The sequence below is a fragment of the Candidatus Mycobacterium wuenschmannii genome (assembly GCF_030252325.1).
GTDB classification, from domain to species: Bacteria; Actinomycetota; Actinomycetes; order Mycobacteriales; family Mycobacteriaceae; genus Mycobacterium; species Mycobacterium wuenschmannii.
Genome location: NZ_CP126981.1, coordinates 834,694 through 848,354 on the forward strand (window position 1 = coordinate 834,694; position 13,661 = coordinate 848,354).

The window sequence follows — 13,661 nt, forward strand, 5'->3', positions numbered from 1 at the left end:
ATGACGACCACCACACCCGCTGTCGGCAGCTTCGCCGACGTGCCGTTGCAGAGCGATCGGGCCGTGGCCCCATCGACCGAGAAGGCGGTCGACGAACATGTCGCCGCGGCCGCGGCCGCCCACTGGTATGCCCCGGAGCAACTCGTCTGGCACACACCGGAAGACATCGATGTCAAACCGGTGTACATCGCTGCCGACCGCGCCGCGGTCGAGTCCGACGGCTACCCGCTGAACACCTTCCCGGGCGAACCGCCGTTCGTTCGCGGGCCCTACCCGACGATGTATGTCAACCAACCCTGGACCATCCGCCAGTACGCCGGGTTCTCCACCGCCGCAGAGTCGAACGCGTTCTACCGCCGCAACCTGGCCGCCGGGCAGAAGGGTCTGTCGGTGGCGTTCGACCTGGCCACCCACCGCGGCTACGACTCCGACCACCCGCGCGTGCAGGGCGACGTCGGAATGGCCGGTGTGGCCATCGATTCCATCCTCGACATGCGCCAGTTATTCGACGGCATCGACCTGTCGACGGTGTCGGTGTCGATGACCATGAACGGGGCCGTGCTGCCGATCCTGGCGCTGTACGTGGTGGCCGCCGAGGAGCAGGGGGTGCCGCCGGAGAAACTGGCCGGCACCATCCAGAACGACATCCTCAAAGAGTTCATGGTGCGCAACACCTACATCTATCCGCCGAAGCCGTCGATGCGGATCATCTCCGACATCTTCGCCTACACCAGCGCGAAGATGCCGAAGTTCAACTCCATCTCGATCTCCGGCTATCACATCCAAGAGGCCGGTGCGACAGCAGACTTGGAACTGGCCTACACGCTCGCCGACGGTGTCGACTACATCAAGGCCGGCCTGGCCGCCGAGCTGGACATCGACAAGTTCGCACCCCGGCTGTCCTTTTTCTGGGGCATCGGGATGAACTTCTTCATGGAGGTGGCCAAGCTCCGGGCCGGCCGCCTGCTGTGGAGCGAACTGGTCGCGCAGTTCGAGCCCAAGAGCGCGAAATCGCTGTCGCTGCGCACCCATTCGCAGACTTCGGGCTGGTCGCTGACCGCACAGGACGCCTTCAACAACGTCGCGCGCACCTGCATCGAGGCGATGGCCGCCACCCAGGGCCACACCCAGTCGCTGCACACCAACGCGCTCGACGAGGCGCTGGCCCTGCCCACCGATTTCTCCGCCCGCATCGCCCGCAACACTCAACTGGTGCTGCAACAGGAGTCGGGGACCACCAGGCCGATCGACCCCTGGGCCGGCTCCTACTACGTGGAATGGCTGACCTATCAGCTGGCGCAGAAGGCACGTGCTCACATCGCGGAGGTCGCCGAGCACGGCGGCATGGCCCAGGCGATCAGCGAGGGCATCCCGAAGCTGCGCATCGAGGAAGCGGCCGCGCGCACCCAGGCCCGCATCGACTCCGGCGTCCAGCCGGTGATCGGGATCAACAAGTACCAGGTCGAGGAGGACCAGGAGGTCGAGGTCCTCAAGGTCGAGAACAGCCGGGTCCGGGCCGAGCAGTTGGCCAAACTCGAAGAGCTGCGTGCCAATCGGGATCAGGCCGCGGTCGAGGCCGCGCTGGCCGAGCTGTCGCGTGCCGCCGAGGCGCAGGGCAGGGCGGGGGAGGACGGTCTGGGCAACAATCTGCTGGCACTGGCCGTCAACGCAGCTCGGCACAAGGCCACCGTCGGCGAGATCTCCGATGCGCTCGAGAAGGTGTACGGCAGGCACCAGGCCGAGATCCGTACCATCGCCGGGGTCTACCGCGACGAAGCTGGGAAGGCCGAAAACATGGCGTCAGCAACCGAACTCGTCGAAAAGTTCGCCGAGGCCGACGGCCGGCGTCCGCGCATCCTGGTCGCCAAAATGGGCCAGGACGGTCACGACCGCGGACAGAAGGTGATCGCAACGGCGTTCGCCGACATCGGCTTCGACGTCGACGTGGGTTCGCTGTTTTCCACCCCGGACGAGGTGGCGCGGCAGGCCGCCGACAACGACGTGCACGTTGTCGGGGTGTCCTCGCTCGCGGCCGGCCACCTCACCCTGGTGCCCGCCCTGCGCGACGCGCTGGCCGAGGTGGGCCGCTCCGACATCATGGTCGTGGTCGGCGGGGTGATCCCGCCTGGCGACTTCGATGAGCTGTACGAGGCCGGTGCTACCGCGATCTTCCCGCCCGGCACCGTAATCGCCGACGCCGCAATCGATCTGCTGCACAAGCTGGCCGAGCGACTCGGATACACCCTCTAGCCACATGGCGACAGACAACGGCGACGGCATCGACGAACTCGCCGCGTCGGTGCGCGCGGGCGACCGCTCGGCGCTGCCGCGGGCGATCACCCTGGTCGAGTCGACCCGGGCGGACCACCGCGACCGCGCCCAGCAGTTGCTCCTGCAGCTGATGCCCGCCGCCGGCAACGCCCTGCACGTCGGCATCACCGGGGTGCCGGGAGTCGGCAAGTCGACCACCATCGAGGCGCTCGGCATGTACCTGATCGGTCGCGGCCACCGCGTCGCGGTGCTCGCCGTCGACCCGTCGTCGACGCGCACAGGGGGTTCGATCCTCGGTGACAAGACCCGAATGCCGCAATTGGCAACACATCCCGACGCCTACATCCGCCCGTCGCCGACATCGGGGACCCTCGGCGGTGTCGCCAAGGCCACCCGGGAGACCATCGTGCTGCTGGAGGCGGCCGGATTCGACGTGATCTTGGTCGAGACCGTCGGCGTCGGCCAATCCGAGGTCGCGGTGTCCAATATGGTCGACACCTTCGTGTTCCTGACCCTCGCCCGCACCGGTGACCAGTTGCAGGGGATCAAGAAGGGTGTCCTCGAGCTCGCCGACATCGTGGTGGTGAACAAGGCCGACGGCGACCACCTGACCGAGGCGCGCAAGGCCGCCCGTGAATTGTCCGGGGCGATTCGGCTGATCTATCCGCGTGAGACCCTCTGGCGCCCGCCCGTTCTCACGATGAGCGCGCTGGAAGGCACTGGCCTGGAAGAGTTGTGGGACACCGTCGAGCGGCATCGCGATGTGCTGACCGAGGCGGGTGACTTCGAGGCGCGCCGCCGCGCCCAGCAGGTGGACTGGACGTGGCAGATGGTCCGCGACACGGTGCTGGACCGGGTGATGTCCAACCCCGCGGTCCGCAAATCCCGCGCCGACGTGGAACGACGGGTGCTGACAGGGGAGTTGACCCCCGCCCTGGCCGCACAGCAAATATTGAAGCTAGCTTCAATAACGGATGGGTAAATTCCACTTCGTTTGTAGAGTTAAACAACTAGATTTGGTGACATGACCCTCGAAGTAGTGGGCAATCGCCGCTCCGTGCTGCCGCGCGGAGTCCATGGCGCCGCCGATCCCCATTTCGCCTGCGCGGTGCGCAGCTTCGCCAGCACGTTTCACGGCAGCCGATTCGGCGGCGGCGCGCTGGCGGTCTACCTCGACGGGGAACCCGTCGTCGACGTGTGGACGGGTCACGCGGACCGGCGCGGACGGGTGCCGTGGACGGCGGACACCGCCACCATGGTGTTCTCCGCCACCAAAGGCATGGCATCCACCGTCATCCACCGACTCGCCGACCGCGGCCTGATCGAGTACGACGTGCCGGTCGCGCAGTATTGGCCGGAGTTCGGCGCCAACGGCAAGGCCGACATCACCGTCCGCCAGATGATGCGGCACCAAGCCGGGCTGTCGGCGCTGCGCGGTGCCAGCAAGAAGGACCTTCTCGATCACGAACTGATGGAGCGGCGGCTCGCGGCCGCGCGGCCGGGCTATTCCTTCGGCAAATCCGCTTATCACGCGCTGACCTACGGCTGGTTGCTGTCCGGTCTTGCCCGCGCGGTGACCGGGAAGGGCATGCGCGAGCTGATCCGTACCGAGCTGGCCGAGCCGCTGGGCACCGATGGTCTGCACCTGGGCCGTCCCCCGGTCGGCGCCCCGACGCGGCCGGCACAGATCATCATGCCGCAGACCGCCTTTCAGAACCCGGTGTTCAACGCGGTGGCGCCGATGATCGCGGCGATCCCGCAGGCTGCCGGATTCAGTTCGATGTACTTCCCGGGCGTCAAAGCCGTTGCCCAGGGCGATATCCCGTTGCTGGACGCCGAGATTCCGGCGGCCAACGGGGTGGCGACCGCGCGTGGACTCGCGCGGATGTATGCCCCGCTCGCCAACGGCGGCCGACTGGATGGCACCCAGTTCCTGTCGCCGGAGGTGACGGCCGGGCTCGTCGGGCGGCGCAGTCCGCGGCCGGACGGAAACCTGGTGATACCACTGTCGTTCAATCTCGGCTACCACCAACTGCCGCTGGGTCTGGTGCCGGGCTTCGGGCACGTCGGTCTCGGTGGTTCCGTCGGGTGGGCCGACCCGGAACACGGCCTGTCCATCGGATTCGTCCACAACCGGCTGCTGACGCCGTTCGTCGTGGTCGATCACGCCGGCCTGGTCGCGACCAGCGCTCTGTGCCGGCTCGGTGCGGCCGCAGCGCGCAAAGACGGTTTCGAGCGGGTCGCGGACTTCGGCGCGCCGTTCGTCGAAGCTGGCGCCGTTGCCGGCTAGCGGGTGTGGCCTGACAGCGTGACGTCCGACCGAGAGGGCCGCATACCCCGTCTGCCACAGGACGAGGCCAAAGCCGCTGCGGACGAGGCGAGCGTGCCGGACTACATGGCCGAGCTCGCGATCTTCCAGGTGCTGCTGAACCATCCGAAACTGGCCTCCGGGCTCAACGATCTGTTGGCTCGTATGTTGTGGCAGGGCAAGCTGGATTCACGCCTGCGTGAGCTGGCGATCATGCGGATCGGTTGGCTCACCGCGTGCGAATACGAATGGGCGCAGCATTGGCGGGTCGCGCAAGGCCTCGGGGTCAGCGCCGACGACCTCGCAGGAGTTCGGGATTGGCCGTCGTACAACGGATTCGGCCCGACCGAGCGGGCGGTGCTGGCCGCTACCGACGATGTGGTGCGCGACGGTGTGGTGAGCGAGCAGAGTTGGTCGGCATGCCGCGCGGCGTTCGGCGCCGACCACGCGATGCTCGTCGAGCTGGTCACCGTGATCAGCGCCTGGCGCATGGTCTCCTCGATCCTGCAGAGCCTGCAGGTGCCGCTGGAAGACGACGTCATCAGTTGGCCGCCGGACGGGGCAGGGCCCTCCCGCGTTACTGATTGACACGTCAGTCATTGTCGGACAAGACAATTGGTGTTGCGCTTTACGATTGCGCCCGCTGCCTGCGGCGGTAAGGTGACGTCTGTGGCCGGATTGACCATTCCCGATGTGTTGCGTGAGCGCGCCAGTCTGCAGCCGAATGAGAAGGCGTTCACCTATCTCGATTACGAGCGGGACTGGGAGGGCGTCGCGGAGACCATCACCTATTCGCAGCTGTACCGGCGAGCGCTCAATGTCGCGGCCGAGATGCGGCTGCACGGCTCAACCGAAGATCGTGCGGTCATCGTTGCGCCACAAGGGCTTCACTACATCGACGCATTCTTCGGTGCGCTGCTGGCCGGCCTCATTCCGGTACCGCTGTCGGTCCCCGTGGGCGGGGTCGTCGACGAGCGGGTCAAGTCGGTACTGCTCGACGCGGCCCCATCGGTCGTCCTGACGACCTCAGCTGTGGCGGGTGACGTGGCCGCGTATCTCGAGGCGCAACAGGACGGTCCGGCGCCGTCGCTCATCGAGGTCGATCGAGTGGATGTGGAGGCGCGCAGCGGATTTCGGCCCGGCCGCCACACCCGGACCGCTACCGCCTACCTGCAGTACACCTCCGGGTCCACCCGCGCGCCGGCAGGGGTCGAGGTCAGCTACCGGAACCTGCTCGCGAATTTCGAGCAGATGTTCGCCGACTATTTCGCCGACACAGGCGGCGTTGCGCCGTCCGACACCACCTTCGTCTCGTGGCTGCCGTTCTATCACGACATGGGCCTGCTGGTCGGGGTGTGCGTTCCGGTACTCGGCGGATATCACGCCGTGCTCACCAGCCCGGTGGCGTTCCTGGCGCGGCCCGCGCGGTGGCTGCAGTTGCTGGCGACCTATCCGCACACCTTCTCCGCGGGACCGAATTTCGCGTTCGAGGTGGCCGCGCGCAAGACCACCGACGAAGAACTGGCGGGGGTGGACCTCGGCGGTGTGTTGGGCATCATCAACGGCAGCGAGCGGGTGCAACCGGCGACGCTGAGGCGCTTCACCGAAAGATTCGCCCCGTTCAATTTTCCAGCGCGGGCGCTGCGGCCCTCGTACGGCATGGCCGAGGCGACGGTCTACATCGTCACCCGCGAACCCGGCGAGCAGCACGTCGTCCACTTCGACTCCGAGCGGCTCGCCGACGGTCGGGTAGAGCGGTGTGAAAACACCGACGGCACAGCACTTGTCAGCTACGGCGTGCCGCGGTCACCGATTCTGCGGATTGTCGACCCGGACTCCAGCGTCGAAAGCTCGCCGGACGCGGTCGGCGAGATCTGGGTACACGGCGACAACGTCGCGACCGGGTACTGGCGCAAACCGCAGGAGACCGAATACACCTTCGGCGCCAAGCTCTCTGGGCCGTCGCCGGGAACGCCGGAGGGGCCGTGGCTCAGGACCGGCGATCTGGGCTTCTTCCACGACGGCGAGCTGTTCATCATCGGCCGGATCAAAGATCTGCTGATCGTGTACGGGCGCAACCATTCTCCGGACGACATCGAGGCGACGATCCAGCTGATCACCCGCGGTCGCTGTGTGGCGATCGCCGTGCCCGACGACGGCACCGAGAAGTTGGTGGCCATCGCGGAACTGAAAGACCGCGAGGATGCGGCCGGTCGGTTCGACACCGTCAAAAACGAGGTCACCTCGGCGATCTCGACGTCGCACGGCTTGAGCATCGCAGACCTCGTCCTGGTCCCACAGGGATCGATACCCATCACGACCAGCGGCAAGGTCCGGCGACAGGCGTGTGTCACGCAATATCAGCAGGATCAGTTCGCTCGCCTGGATGCCTAGGGCTTGCTCGATTCGTCGGTATGGAACGAAAGACAGGGAGCCGCATATGCTTGCGCCACTGAAGTTCTGGGGTCGATCACGAAGCCCGCTGCTGGCCGGTCTGCCGCGCCGGTTGCCGGCCGCCCCGCGCAAGGCCGAGATCGAGGCCATCGCCGAGACCACGAACGCGATCGGGGCGCAGCCGCTGGCTCCGGAATATGACCTGCCCGACCGGTTCAGCCCGGCGGATGTGCGCTCACCGTCGTCCCAGGGCGATCTGTATGCCTACCTGGTAGCCGAGCGCGATCCGGACGTCGTGGTGGAATTCGGTTCCGCCTTTGGTGTTTCGGGAATGTACTTCGCTACCGCGCTCAGGCGGGGCAGGCTGTACTCGTTCGAAATCAACCCGGATTGGGCGGACATCGCCGAACGCAACATCGGCACGATCACCGACAGGTTCTCGCTCATTCGCGGTGCCTTCGAGGAGCATGTCGACGACCTCCCCGGCCCGATCGACATCGCGCTGGTCGACGGCATACACGACTACGACTTCGTGATGAGGCAGTGGGAGTTGCTGAAGCCCCGCATGTCACCGGGCGGCTTGGTGCTTTTCGACGACATCACCTACTGCGACGGTATGCGCGCGGCGTGGCGTGAGATCCGCGCCGATCAGATGGTGGCGGACTCCGTCGCTCGTTGGCACCGACTCGGAATCGTCGAGCTCACCGCGGCGTGAAACCGGTCACGGCAGCCGCGAGAAGACGAAAAGCCTTTGGCCGTGCCAGATTTCTTCGTGCAGACCCCGGAACCCGCGTTGGCTGAACATCAATCGGAACTCGTCCTCGCAGTAGCTGTTCAACCAGCCCGCCCGTAGCCGGCCGACGGATCCGGCCGCGCGCCGCGGCGAGTAGCGACCGCCTCGCGCGCAGGCGTAGGACAGCACAATGGTCGGCACGAGTTCGGCCAACCAATCCAGCACGGTGGGCATGTCGCGCATGTACTCCAGGACTCCCATCAACACTGCGACGTCGTAGGCGTCGATAGCCAGCGCCGGTAGGGGTCGCACGTTCAGGTCGCAGACAATGGTGCCCGTGCCGCGCTCGACGATGTCCGACGGCGTGTAGGTGCACGACTCGTGCAGATGCCGCTCGAAAATGCGGTTGCCGGCGCCGAACTCGATCACACGGCTGTCGACCGGTACCAGCGCGGCGGCCCGCTGGCTCCGAGACTCCCAGGACGCGAAAATGTTACGGGAGTCGGCCCATCGGCCGTAGTCCGTCTTCTGGCGCAATGTGGTGATGACTCTGGGCATCAGATACCTCGCTTGCTCGGTTGTTCGCTCGTGCTGTGCAGGCCGAGTTGGTCTGCGACGGTGGCGTATTGGTGGGTGAGTTGTTGTCTGAGGTGGGTGACGGCGTGGTGGGTGGTGGTTCGGATGTGGGTTGCGTTGTGCAGGGTGTGGTGGGTGTGGTCGAGCAGGGTGGTGGTGGTGAGTGTGTCGGTGCGTAGTAGTGCGCGTTGGTCGTTGATGGAGAGGGCGAAGTCGCGGCATTTGGGTTGGTATTCCAGGGATATGACGGGTGTGCTGGATAGTGCGGCGAGGATGCCGGCGTGGAGTCGGCTGACGATGGCCAGTGAGCAGCGGGCGAGTTCGTGGGCTGCGGTGGTGGCGTCGGTTGGGGCGATGATGGGGGCGTTGGTGCCGGCGAGTGCTTGTTCGGTCCAGCGGCGGTCGGCGCGATTCATCAGGATCCCCACGAACCGGTAACCCTCGGAGGCCAATTGGCGCACTGCGCCGGCTACGTGTTCGGCCACGGTTGCCGGATCCTGCCCCCACAGATCGTCGTCGCCGAATCCGAGGTTGACGCCGATCAGGCCGTCCTCGGGAGCGATGTCGGGGGTGGGCAGCAGCAAGGCAGGGTCGCCCGCGACGGAGACGTCCAGGCCGGCGTCGGCGAGCAGTTCCGCGCTGCGCGGACCCCGCACCGACACGGTGCGGAACTCGGAAAGTATTGGCACCCAGCGCTTGAGCTCACCATTGTCCTGGACGTTCTGGCGCCGATCGAATGTCGGGTCTTCGACGCCGACCCCGATCGCGTAGCTGCCGTTGTGGCGGGTAAGAGCCTGCCCGCGGGTAACCAACCGCCGGAAGTACTGCGTTCCCAACAGGGTGCCGCCGCCGACGACCTGGATGCTCTGTCGCAGTGAACGATTCATGCCGGTCACCGCCGCGCGCAATCGTTCGCCGGGGAATCGCGGCTGATCCAGCACAGTCGCCCCGGGCAGCTGCGCGCACACGGCGTCGTAGATCGCGTCGTCGCCGATATTGCCCATCCGTTGCCAACCCAGATAGGCGACCAATGGATCGCGGGGGCCCGTCATTGCGACCGCACCGAGGGCGTGCTGGGCGGTGAGTAGTCCTGCAGGTACGACTTGGGTTGCAGGAACATCGGTAGCTGAAATCGCAGATCGGGCTTGAGCGCGGCCGGACCGATCGCCGACCAGAGACTCGAGGATGCTGTTCTGGACGGGCGAATCGCGAAATCCCGGTAGAGATGCTCCCGGTACGGCAGGGCGGGCCCGAAAAGCTCATTGCCGGAGTGGTTTTCACCGGTATCCATGTGGTAGACGGCACCGGGAAACGGTAGGCCCGTGAGAGTTCGCCCATGCTTGCGCCAGTAGTCGTAGGCGTAGCCATGCTCGAGAATCTGCTCGAGGCGCTCGCCGAATGCCTCGGCGATGTCGCGCTGGGTGGAGGACACCGTCAGCTCGGCCGGGACCTCATACGCGTCGAACGGGATGATGAACGACGTTCCACACACCCGGTAGAAACGCCTGCGCAACCGGTAGGCGTTTCGCGCCCGCGAGTACACCCACCCGCGCTTCACCACCCAGCCGGTGTGACCCGGACGGTCGCGGACGAACGCCACCATGTCCCGATGCACGAAATCGTCGGCGTCGATCGGCATGACGTAGTCGGGTCGGCAATCCCGCGCGGCGATCAGACCTACCGCGTTCTTGGTGCCCTTGTCCCAGATGACCGGTGCCGGTCCGGTTCGCGGGCCGTGAACGTCGGACGGTGGCGGAAAGTCGACCTCGACGAAAACCGTCCGAGGCGGCATGGCGAATGACGGCCTGCGGTTACCCACCACGAAGGCGACGTAGTCGTTGCTGGTCTGCCGGGTCAACGACTCGAGGGTGTTCCGCAGCAGCGATTCCACCCGGCCGTAGTTCGCGGAGTTCTGTGGATGACGCAGCGTGGTGATGAACGCGAGCATTCAGTGCCCCTCTGTGAGCTGGCCGGTCGGCCTTCGAAGGCCGAGTTGGTCTGCGACGGTGGCGTATTGGTGGGTGAGTTGTTGTCTGAGGTGGGTGACGGCGTGGTGGGTGGTGGTTCGGATGTGGGTTGCGTTGTGCAGGGTGTGGTGGGTGTGGTCGAGCAGGGTGGTGGTGGTGAGTGTGTCGGTGCGTAGTAGTGCGCGTTCGTCGTTGATGGAGAGGGCGAAGTCGCGGCATTTGGGTTGGTATTCCAGGGATATGACGGGTGTGCTGGATAGTGCGGCGAGGATGCCGGCGTGGAGTCGGCTGACGATGGCCAGTGAGCACCGGCCGAGTTCGTGGGCTGCGGTGGTGGCGTCGGGTGGGGCGATGATGGGGGCGTTGGTGCCGGCGAGTGCTTGTTCGGTCCAGCGGCGGTCGGCGCGGTTCATCAGGATCCCCACGAACCGGTAACCCTGTAACGCCAAATGTGTTGTCGCCCCGCATAGGTGCGCCGCGACGGCTTCGGGGTCGCGGCCCCAGAGGTCGTCGCCGAATCCGAGGTTGACGCCGATCAGGCCGTCCTCGGGGGAGATGTCGGGGGTGGGCAGCAGCAGGGCCGGGTCGCCGGCGACGGAGACGTCCAGGCCGGCGTCGGCGAGCAGTTCCGCGCTGCGCGGACCGCGCACCGAAACCGTGTGAAAGTCCCGGAGCACCGGTAGCCAACGTTTCAATTCGCCCTTGCCCGAGCCACTGCGCCGGCCGACGAAGCTGGGATCCTCGACACCGACCCCGATCGCGTAGCTGCCGTTGCGGCGAGTGAGGGCTTGCCCGCGGGTGACCATCCGGCGCCAGTGCCGGCGCCCGATCAACGTGCCGCCGCCGACGACCTGGATGCTGTCTCGCAGCGAGCGGTTCAATCCTGTTGTCGCGGCGCGTAATCGCTCGCCGGGGAATCGCGGCTGATCCAGCACGGTCGCCCCGGGCAGCTGGGCGCACACCGCGTCGTAGATCGCGTCGTCGCCGATGTTGCCCATCCCGTGCCAACCCAGATAGGCGACCGAGGCGTCGCTGCGCCGCGTCATGCGATGGGCTCCAACGGTTGCGGTCGGAGCGGCGTCCGCCCGCCGGCGACAAACCGCGCCATCCCGTGCTTGCGGATCAGGTACCGGGTCGCGGTGCTCTCCCATTTCCGCCGGTTCTTGCCGCGGACGTCGATGTGGTGGTGGATGACCCGGATGCTTGGATCAAATTGTCTGCCAATGCCTTTGGCGTCCAGCCGGATGGCCAGATCCTGCGCCTCGTGCGAACGCAGGGCGGGATCGTAGCCGCCGACGAGCGCGAACACGTCAGAGTGGACGAGCAGATTGCCTTCGTGCAGCCAATAAGCGCGTCGCGGGATCGGCTCGTCCAGCAGGCGAGGCCAGCCTGGGGCGATCGGGCCGGCCACCCGTTGCACCGCGCCGGCGAGCCGCGGCTTGTCGCGCCAGTGGTCGACCAACCTGGGCACGTTCGAGGTGAAATTTCCCCACAACGAGAAGGCCGCCCCGTAATTGCAGTACTCCTGGCTGCCGTCGAGACGGCTGACCAGACCGCCGATCATCCCGATGCCGTGGCGCAGATAGCGTCCGGCGATCTCGCGGGCCACCGCCGGAGTGTCGGCCGTGGTCATCTCCATGTCCGCGTCGACGAAATGAATGAGTGTCCCGCTGTCCACGTGGTCGATGATCTGGTTGCGATTCGCTCCCGCCCCACGGTTTTCCGGGCTGCGCACGAACCGCACGTCGTCGCCGAATTCGGCCACGACATCGACGCTGTCGTCGGTGGAGGCGTCGTCGAGGACGAAGATGGCGTCGTAGTGCTGGGCCAGCAGTTGCGGAATGAGTTCGCGCAGATGCCTTCCCATGTTGTAGTTGGGTATCGCGGCGACCACGGGCGGGTACGTGGTCATCCTGCCGGCACCAGGTCCGTCAGCGCGGCCAGAATCGACTGCACCGTGTTGTCGATGACCGTCGACTGGAAACCGCCCAGGAGTTGGTCGATCGCGAAATCGGCGGCTACCGGCAGCAGCAGCGCCTCGATCGGGTTGTCCAGGTTGTCCATGATCAGGCTGAGGTTGTATTCGGGGACGCTGATCAGCACGGCCTGCAGGATGTCTTCGGTCGCGGTGAAGCCGGACTGCAGGGCCGCACCGATATCCGACAGGGCGTCGCCGAAGTCGGCAGGCAAGGCCGAGAGCGCCGTCGGGTCGCTGAGGAGCGTGTTCAGGGCCGCCAGCATCGCGTCGGGATCGAACAGGGTGGTGCCCGACGTCATCGACGACGAGTCGGCCAGGCCGGAGAACAGCGAATCCAGCGACAGCGACACCGGATTGGGTCCGGTGCCGGTGAAATCGCCGATGAAATCCTCGATTCCGGTCTGGGTGCCGGCGAGCAACAGTGCCGGAAGTTTTTCGAAGTCGGCGAGGCTGGGCAGGAGGCCGAACTCGGTGGGCAGGTTCGCCGGGGCGGTCGACCAGCCGTACTCCGGATCGCCGTAGCCCAGGTTCACCAGCGCGGTGAGATTGGGCTGGAACAGATCAGCCAACGGGTTACCGATGATCGGCACCTCCCGCAGCGGATCAAGGAGCGGCAGGTTATCCACCGGGATGATGTAGTAGTCGGTGAGGCCGCCCGTCGTGTCCAGCGGAATCGCCTGTGCGACTTGCTCGGCCGTGAGGGTGTCGTAGTCGAAGTGGGTGTCGCTCATGAACGCGTTGAGGACGGACAAGAAATTCAACGGGTAACGGGGGAAGTCTGCCCACGTGTCGTATTCCATCGTGTAGATGGTGGTCGCGTAGTCGTCGGCGGGCGTGGCACCGGAAAAGTCGATTCCCAAGCTGGGCAGGTCCAGGCCGGAAAAGCGTTCGAACAGGCCGCCGTTGGGGTTCATCAGATCGCCGATCAACACGAAGTTGACATCGGAACTGGGCACTCCCTGCGCCGCCAGTTGGTCCATCTCGAGCGACGCGATGATCGCGCTCTGCGAGTAGCCGAACACCCCGACCGGGGTGCCGGCATCGAGGTAGGGCTGCAGCGCGGCGGACAGGTTGCCGAGCCCTTGGGACACCGAGTCATTCAGGGTCAGCCCGTCCGGGCTCAGCGGGTAGAACTCCTCGGGGGTGTAAAGGGCCGTCGGGTCGGCGGTGGGGAATGTCGGTTGCCCGTCGAATAGCGCCGTCGCCGGAAAGAACAGACTCTGGACCGTGTCGACCCAGCCGTCGTCCGGAAGTGGCATGCCGGTCCCGCCCATGACCAGGAACGGCAGGATCCCGTCGTCGTCCCCGTGCGCGGACGGGGGAGTCAGCACGGTGGTGAGTGCCAGCAGAGCCGCGCCGGTGGCCGCTGCCAGTCCGACCCGCCCTCGGTGCACCGCGCGATCGCGCATGGCCGTCTCCTTGTTGTTGCCGCCG

At 66.3% G+C, this 13,661-nt stretch carries 12 protein-coding genes; 6 read left to right on the plus strand and 6 right to left on the minus strand.

The genetic code is table 11. The annotated features are described in order from the left end of the window. The 6 genes from scpA to PT015_RS04240 all read left to right on the plus strand — a co-directional run bounded on the left by scpA (window position 1) and on the right by PT015_RS04240 (window position 7,688). Window positions 1-2,250 carry a methylmalonyl-CoA mutase gene (scpA, locus tag PT015_RS04215; RefSeq protein ID WP_285189032.1) on the plus strand — a complete coding sequence of 750 codons (2,250 nt, stop codon included), beginning with the start codon at window positions 1-3 and terminating at the stop codon, window positions 2,248-2,250. A 4-nt stretch (window positions 2,251-2,254) separates the two neighbouring features. Continuing rightward, on the plus strand, window positions 2,255-3,253 hold the full coding sequence (gene meaB / locus PT015_RS04220; RefSeq protein WP_285189033.1) for a methylmalonyl Co-A mutase-associated GTPase MeaB: 999 nt from the start codon (window positions 2,255-2,257) through the stop codon (window positions 3,251-3,253). Between the two features lie 42 nt (window positions 3,254-3,295). Then, the gene (gene lipL, locus PT015_RS04225) at window positions 3,296-4,561 is read left to right on the plus strand and encodes an esterase/beta-lactamase LipL (RefSeq protein WP_285189034.1); all 1,266 of its coding nucleotides are present in this window, start codon (window positions 3,296-3,298) and stop codon (window positions 4,559-4,561) included. Window positions 4,562-4,579: 18 nt separating this feature from the next. Further along, on the plus strand, window positions 4,580-5,167 hold the full coding sequence (locus tag PT015_RS04230) for a carboxymuconolactone decarboxylase family protein (protein WP_285189035.1): 588 nt from the start codon (window positions 4,580-4,582) through the stop codon (window positions 5,165-5,167). Between the two features lie 81 nt (window positions 5,168-5,248). Then, window positions 5,249-6,973, plus strand: a complete 1,725-nt coding sequence (locus PT015_RS04235) for an AMP-binding protein (RefSeq protein WP_285189036.1) — start codon at window positions 5,249-5,251, stop codon at window positions 6,971-6,973. 46 nt (window positions 6,974-7,019) lie between these two features. After that, a complete protein-coding gene (locus PT015_RS04240) occupies window positions 7,020-7,688 on the plus strand; it encodes an O-methyltransferase (protein ID WP_285189037.1) in 669 nt (222 codons plus the stop codon). A 6-nt stretch (window positions 7,689-7,694) separates the two neighbouring features. On the opposite strand, the gene PT015_RS04245 is transcribed toward PT015_RS04240, so the two are convergent. The 6 genes from PT015_RS04245 to PT015_RS04270 are packed head-to-tail and all read right to left on the minus strand — an operon-like array spanning window position 7,695 to window position 13,636. Then, window positions 7,695-8,264, minus strand: coding sequence for a class I SAM-dependent methyltransferase (locus PT015_RS04245; RefSeq protein ID WP_285189038.1), 570 nt, complete (start codon window positions 8,262-8,264; stop codon window positions 7,695-7,697). Continuing rightward, on the minus strand, window positions 8,264-9,334 hold the full coding sequence (locus tag PT015_RS04250; protein ID WP_285189039.1) for a polysaccharide pyruvyl transferase family protein: 1,071 nt from the start codon (window positions 9,332-9,334) through the stop codon (window positions 8,264-8,266). The genes PT015_RS04245 and PT015_RS04250 overlap by 1 nt, the downstream gene beginning before the upstream one ends. Then, window positions 9,331-10,230, minus strand: coding sequence for a glycosyltransferase family A protein (locus tag PT015_RS04255; protein ID WP_285189040.1), 900 nt, complete (start codon window positions 10,228-10,230; stop codon window positions 9,331-9,333). The genes PT015_RS04250 and PT015_RS04255 overlap by 4 nt, the downstream gene beginning before the upstream one ends. Then, entirely contained in the window at window positions 10,231-11,295 is a 1,065-nt protein-coding gene (locus PT015_RS04260; RefSeq protein WP_285189041.1) for a polysaccharide pyruvyl transferase family protein, read from the minus strand. Then, a complete protein-coding gene (locus PT015_RS04265) occupies window positions 11,292-12,161 on the minus strand; it encodes a glycosyltransferase family 2 protein (RefSeq protein WP_285189042.1) in 870 nt (289 codons plus the stop codon). The genes PT015_RS04260 and PT015_RS04265 overlap by 4 nt, the downstream gene beginning before the upstream one ends. Beyond that, window positions 12,158-13,636 (minus strand): PE-PPE domain-containing protein, encoded by a 1,479-nt coding sequence (locus PT015_RS04270; protein ID WP_285189043.1) that lies wholly within the window; start codon window positions 13,634-13,636, stop codon window positions 12,158-12,160. Before PT015_RS04270 ends, PT015_RS04265 begins: the two co-directional genes overlap by 4 nt. Window positions 13,637-13,661: the final 25 nt, after the last annotated feature.

Bases quoted from the DNA above. Each gene is read 5' to 3' on its own strand.
- PT015_RS04245 (WP_285189038.1), bottom strand. From the start codon at position 8,264: ATGCCCAGAGTCATCACCACATTGCGCCAGAAGACGGACTACGGCCGA.
- scpA (WP_285189032.1), top strand. From the start codon at position 1: ATGACGACCACCACACCCGCTGTCGGCAGCTTCGCCGACGTGCCGTTG.
- PT015_RS04265 (WP_285189042.1), bottom strand. From the start codon at position 12,161: ATGACCACGTACCCGCCCGTGGTCGCCGCGATACCCAACTACAACATG.
- PT015_RS04270 (WP_285189043.1), bottom strand. From the start codon at position 13,636: ATGCGCGATCGCGCGGTGCACCGAGGGCGGGTCGGACTGGCAGCGGCC.
- meaB (WP_285189033.1), top strand. From the start codon at position 2,255: ATGGCGACAGACAACGGCGACGGCATCGACGAACTCGCCGCGTCGGTG.
- PT015_RS04240 (WP_285189037.1), top strand. From the start codon at position 7,020: ATGCTTGCGCCACTGAAGTTCTGGGGTCGATCACGAAGCCCGCTGCTG.
- PT015_RS04260 (WP_285189041.1), bottom strand. From the start codon at position 11,295: ATGACGCGGCGCAGCGACGCCTCGGTCGCCTATCTGGGTTGGCACGGG.
- PT015_RS04255 (WP_285189040.1), bottom strand. From the start codon at position 10,230: ATGCTCGCGTTCATCACCACGCTGCGTCATCCACAGAACTCCGCGAAC.
- lipL (WP_285189034.1), top strand. From the start codon at position 3,296: ATGACCCTCGAAGTAGTGGGCAATCGCCGCTCCGTGCTGCCGCGCGGA.
- PT015_RS04250 (WP_285189039.1), bottom strand. From the start codon at position 9,334: ATGACGGGCCCCCGCGATCCATTGGTCGCCTATCTGGGTTGGCAACGG.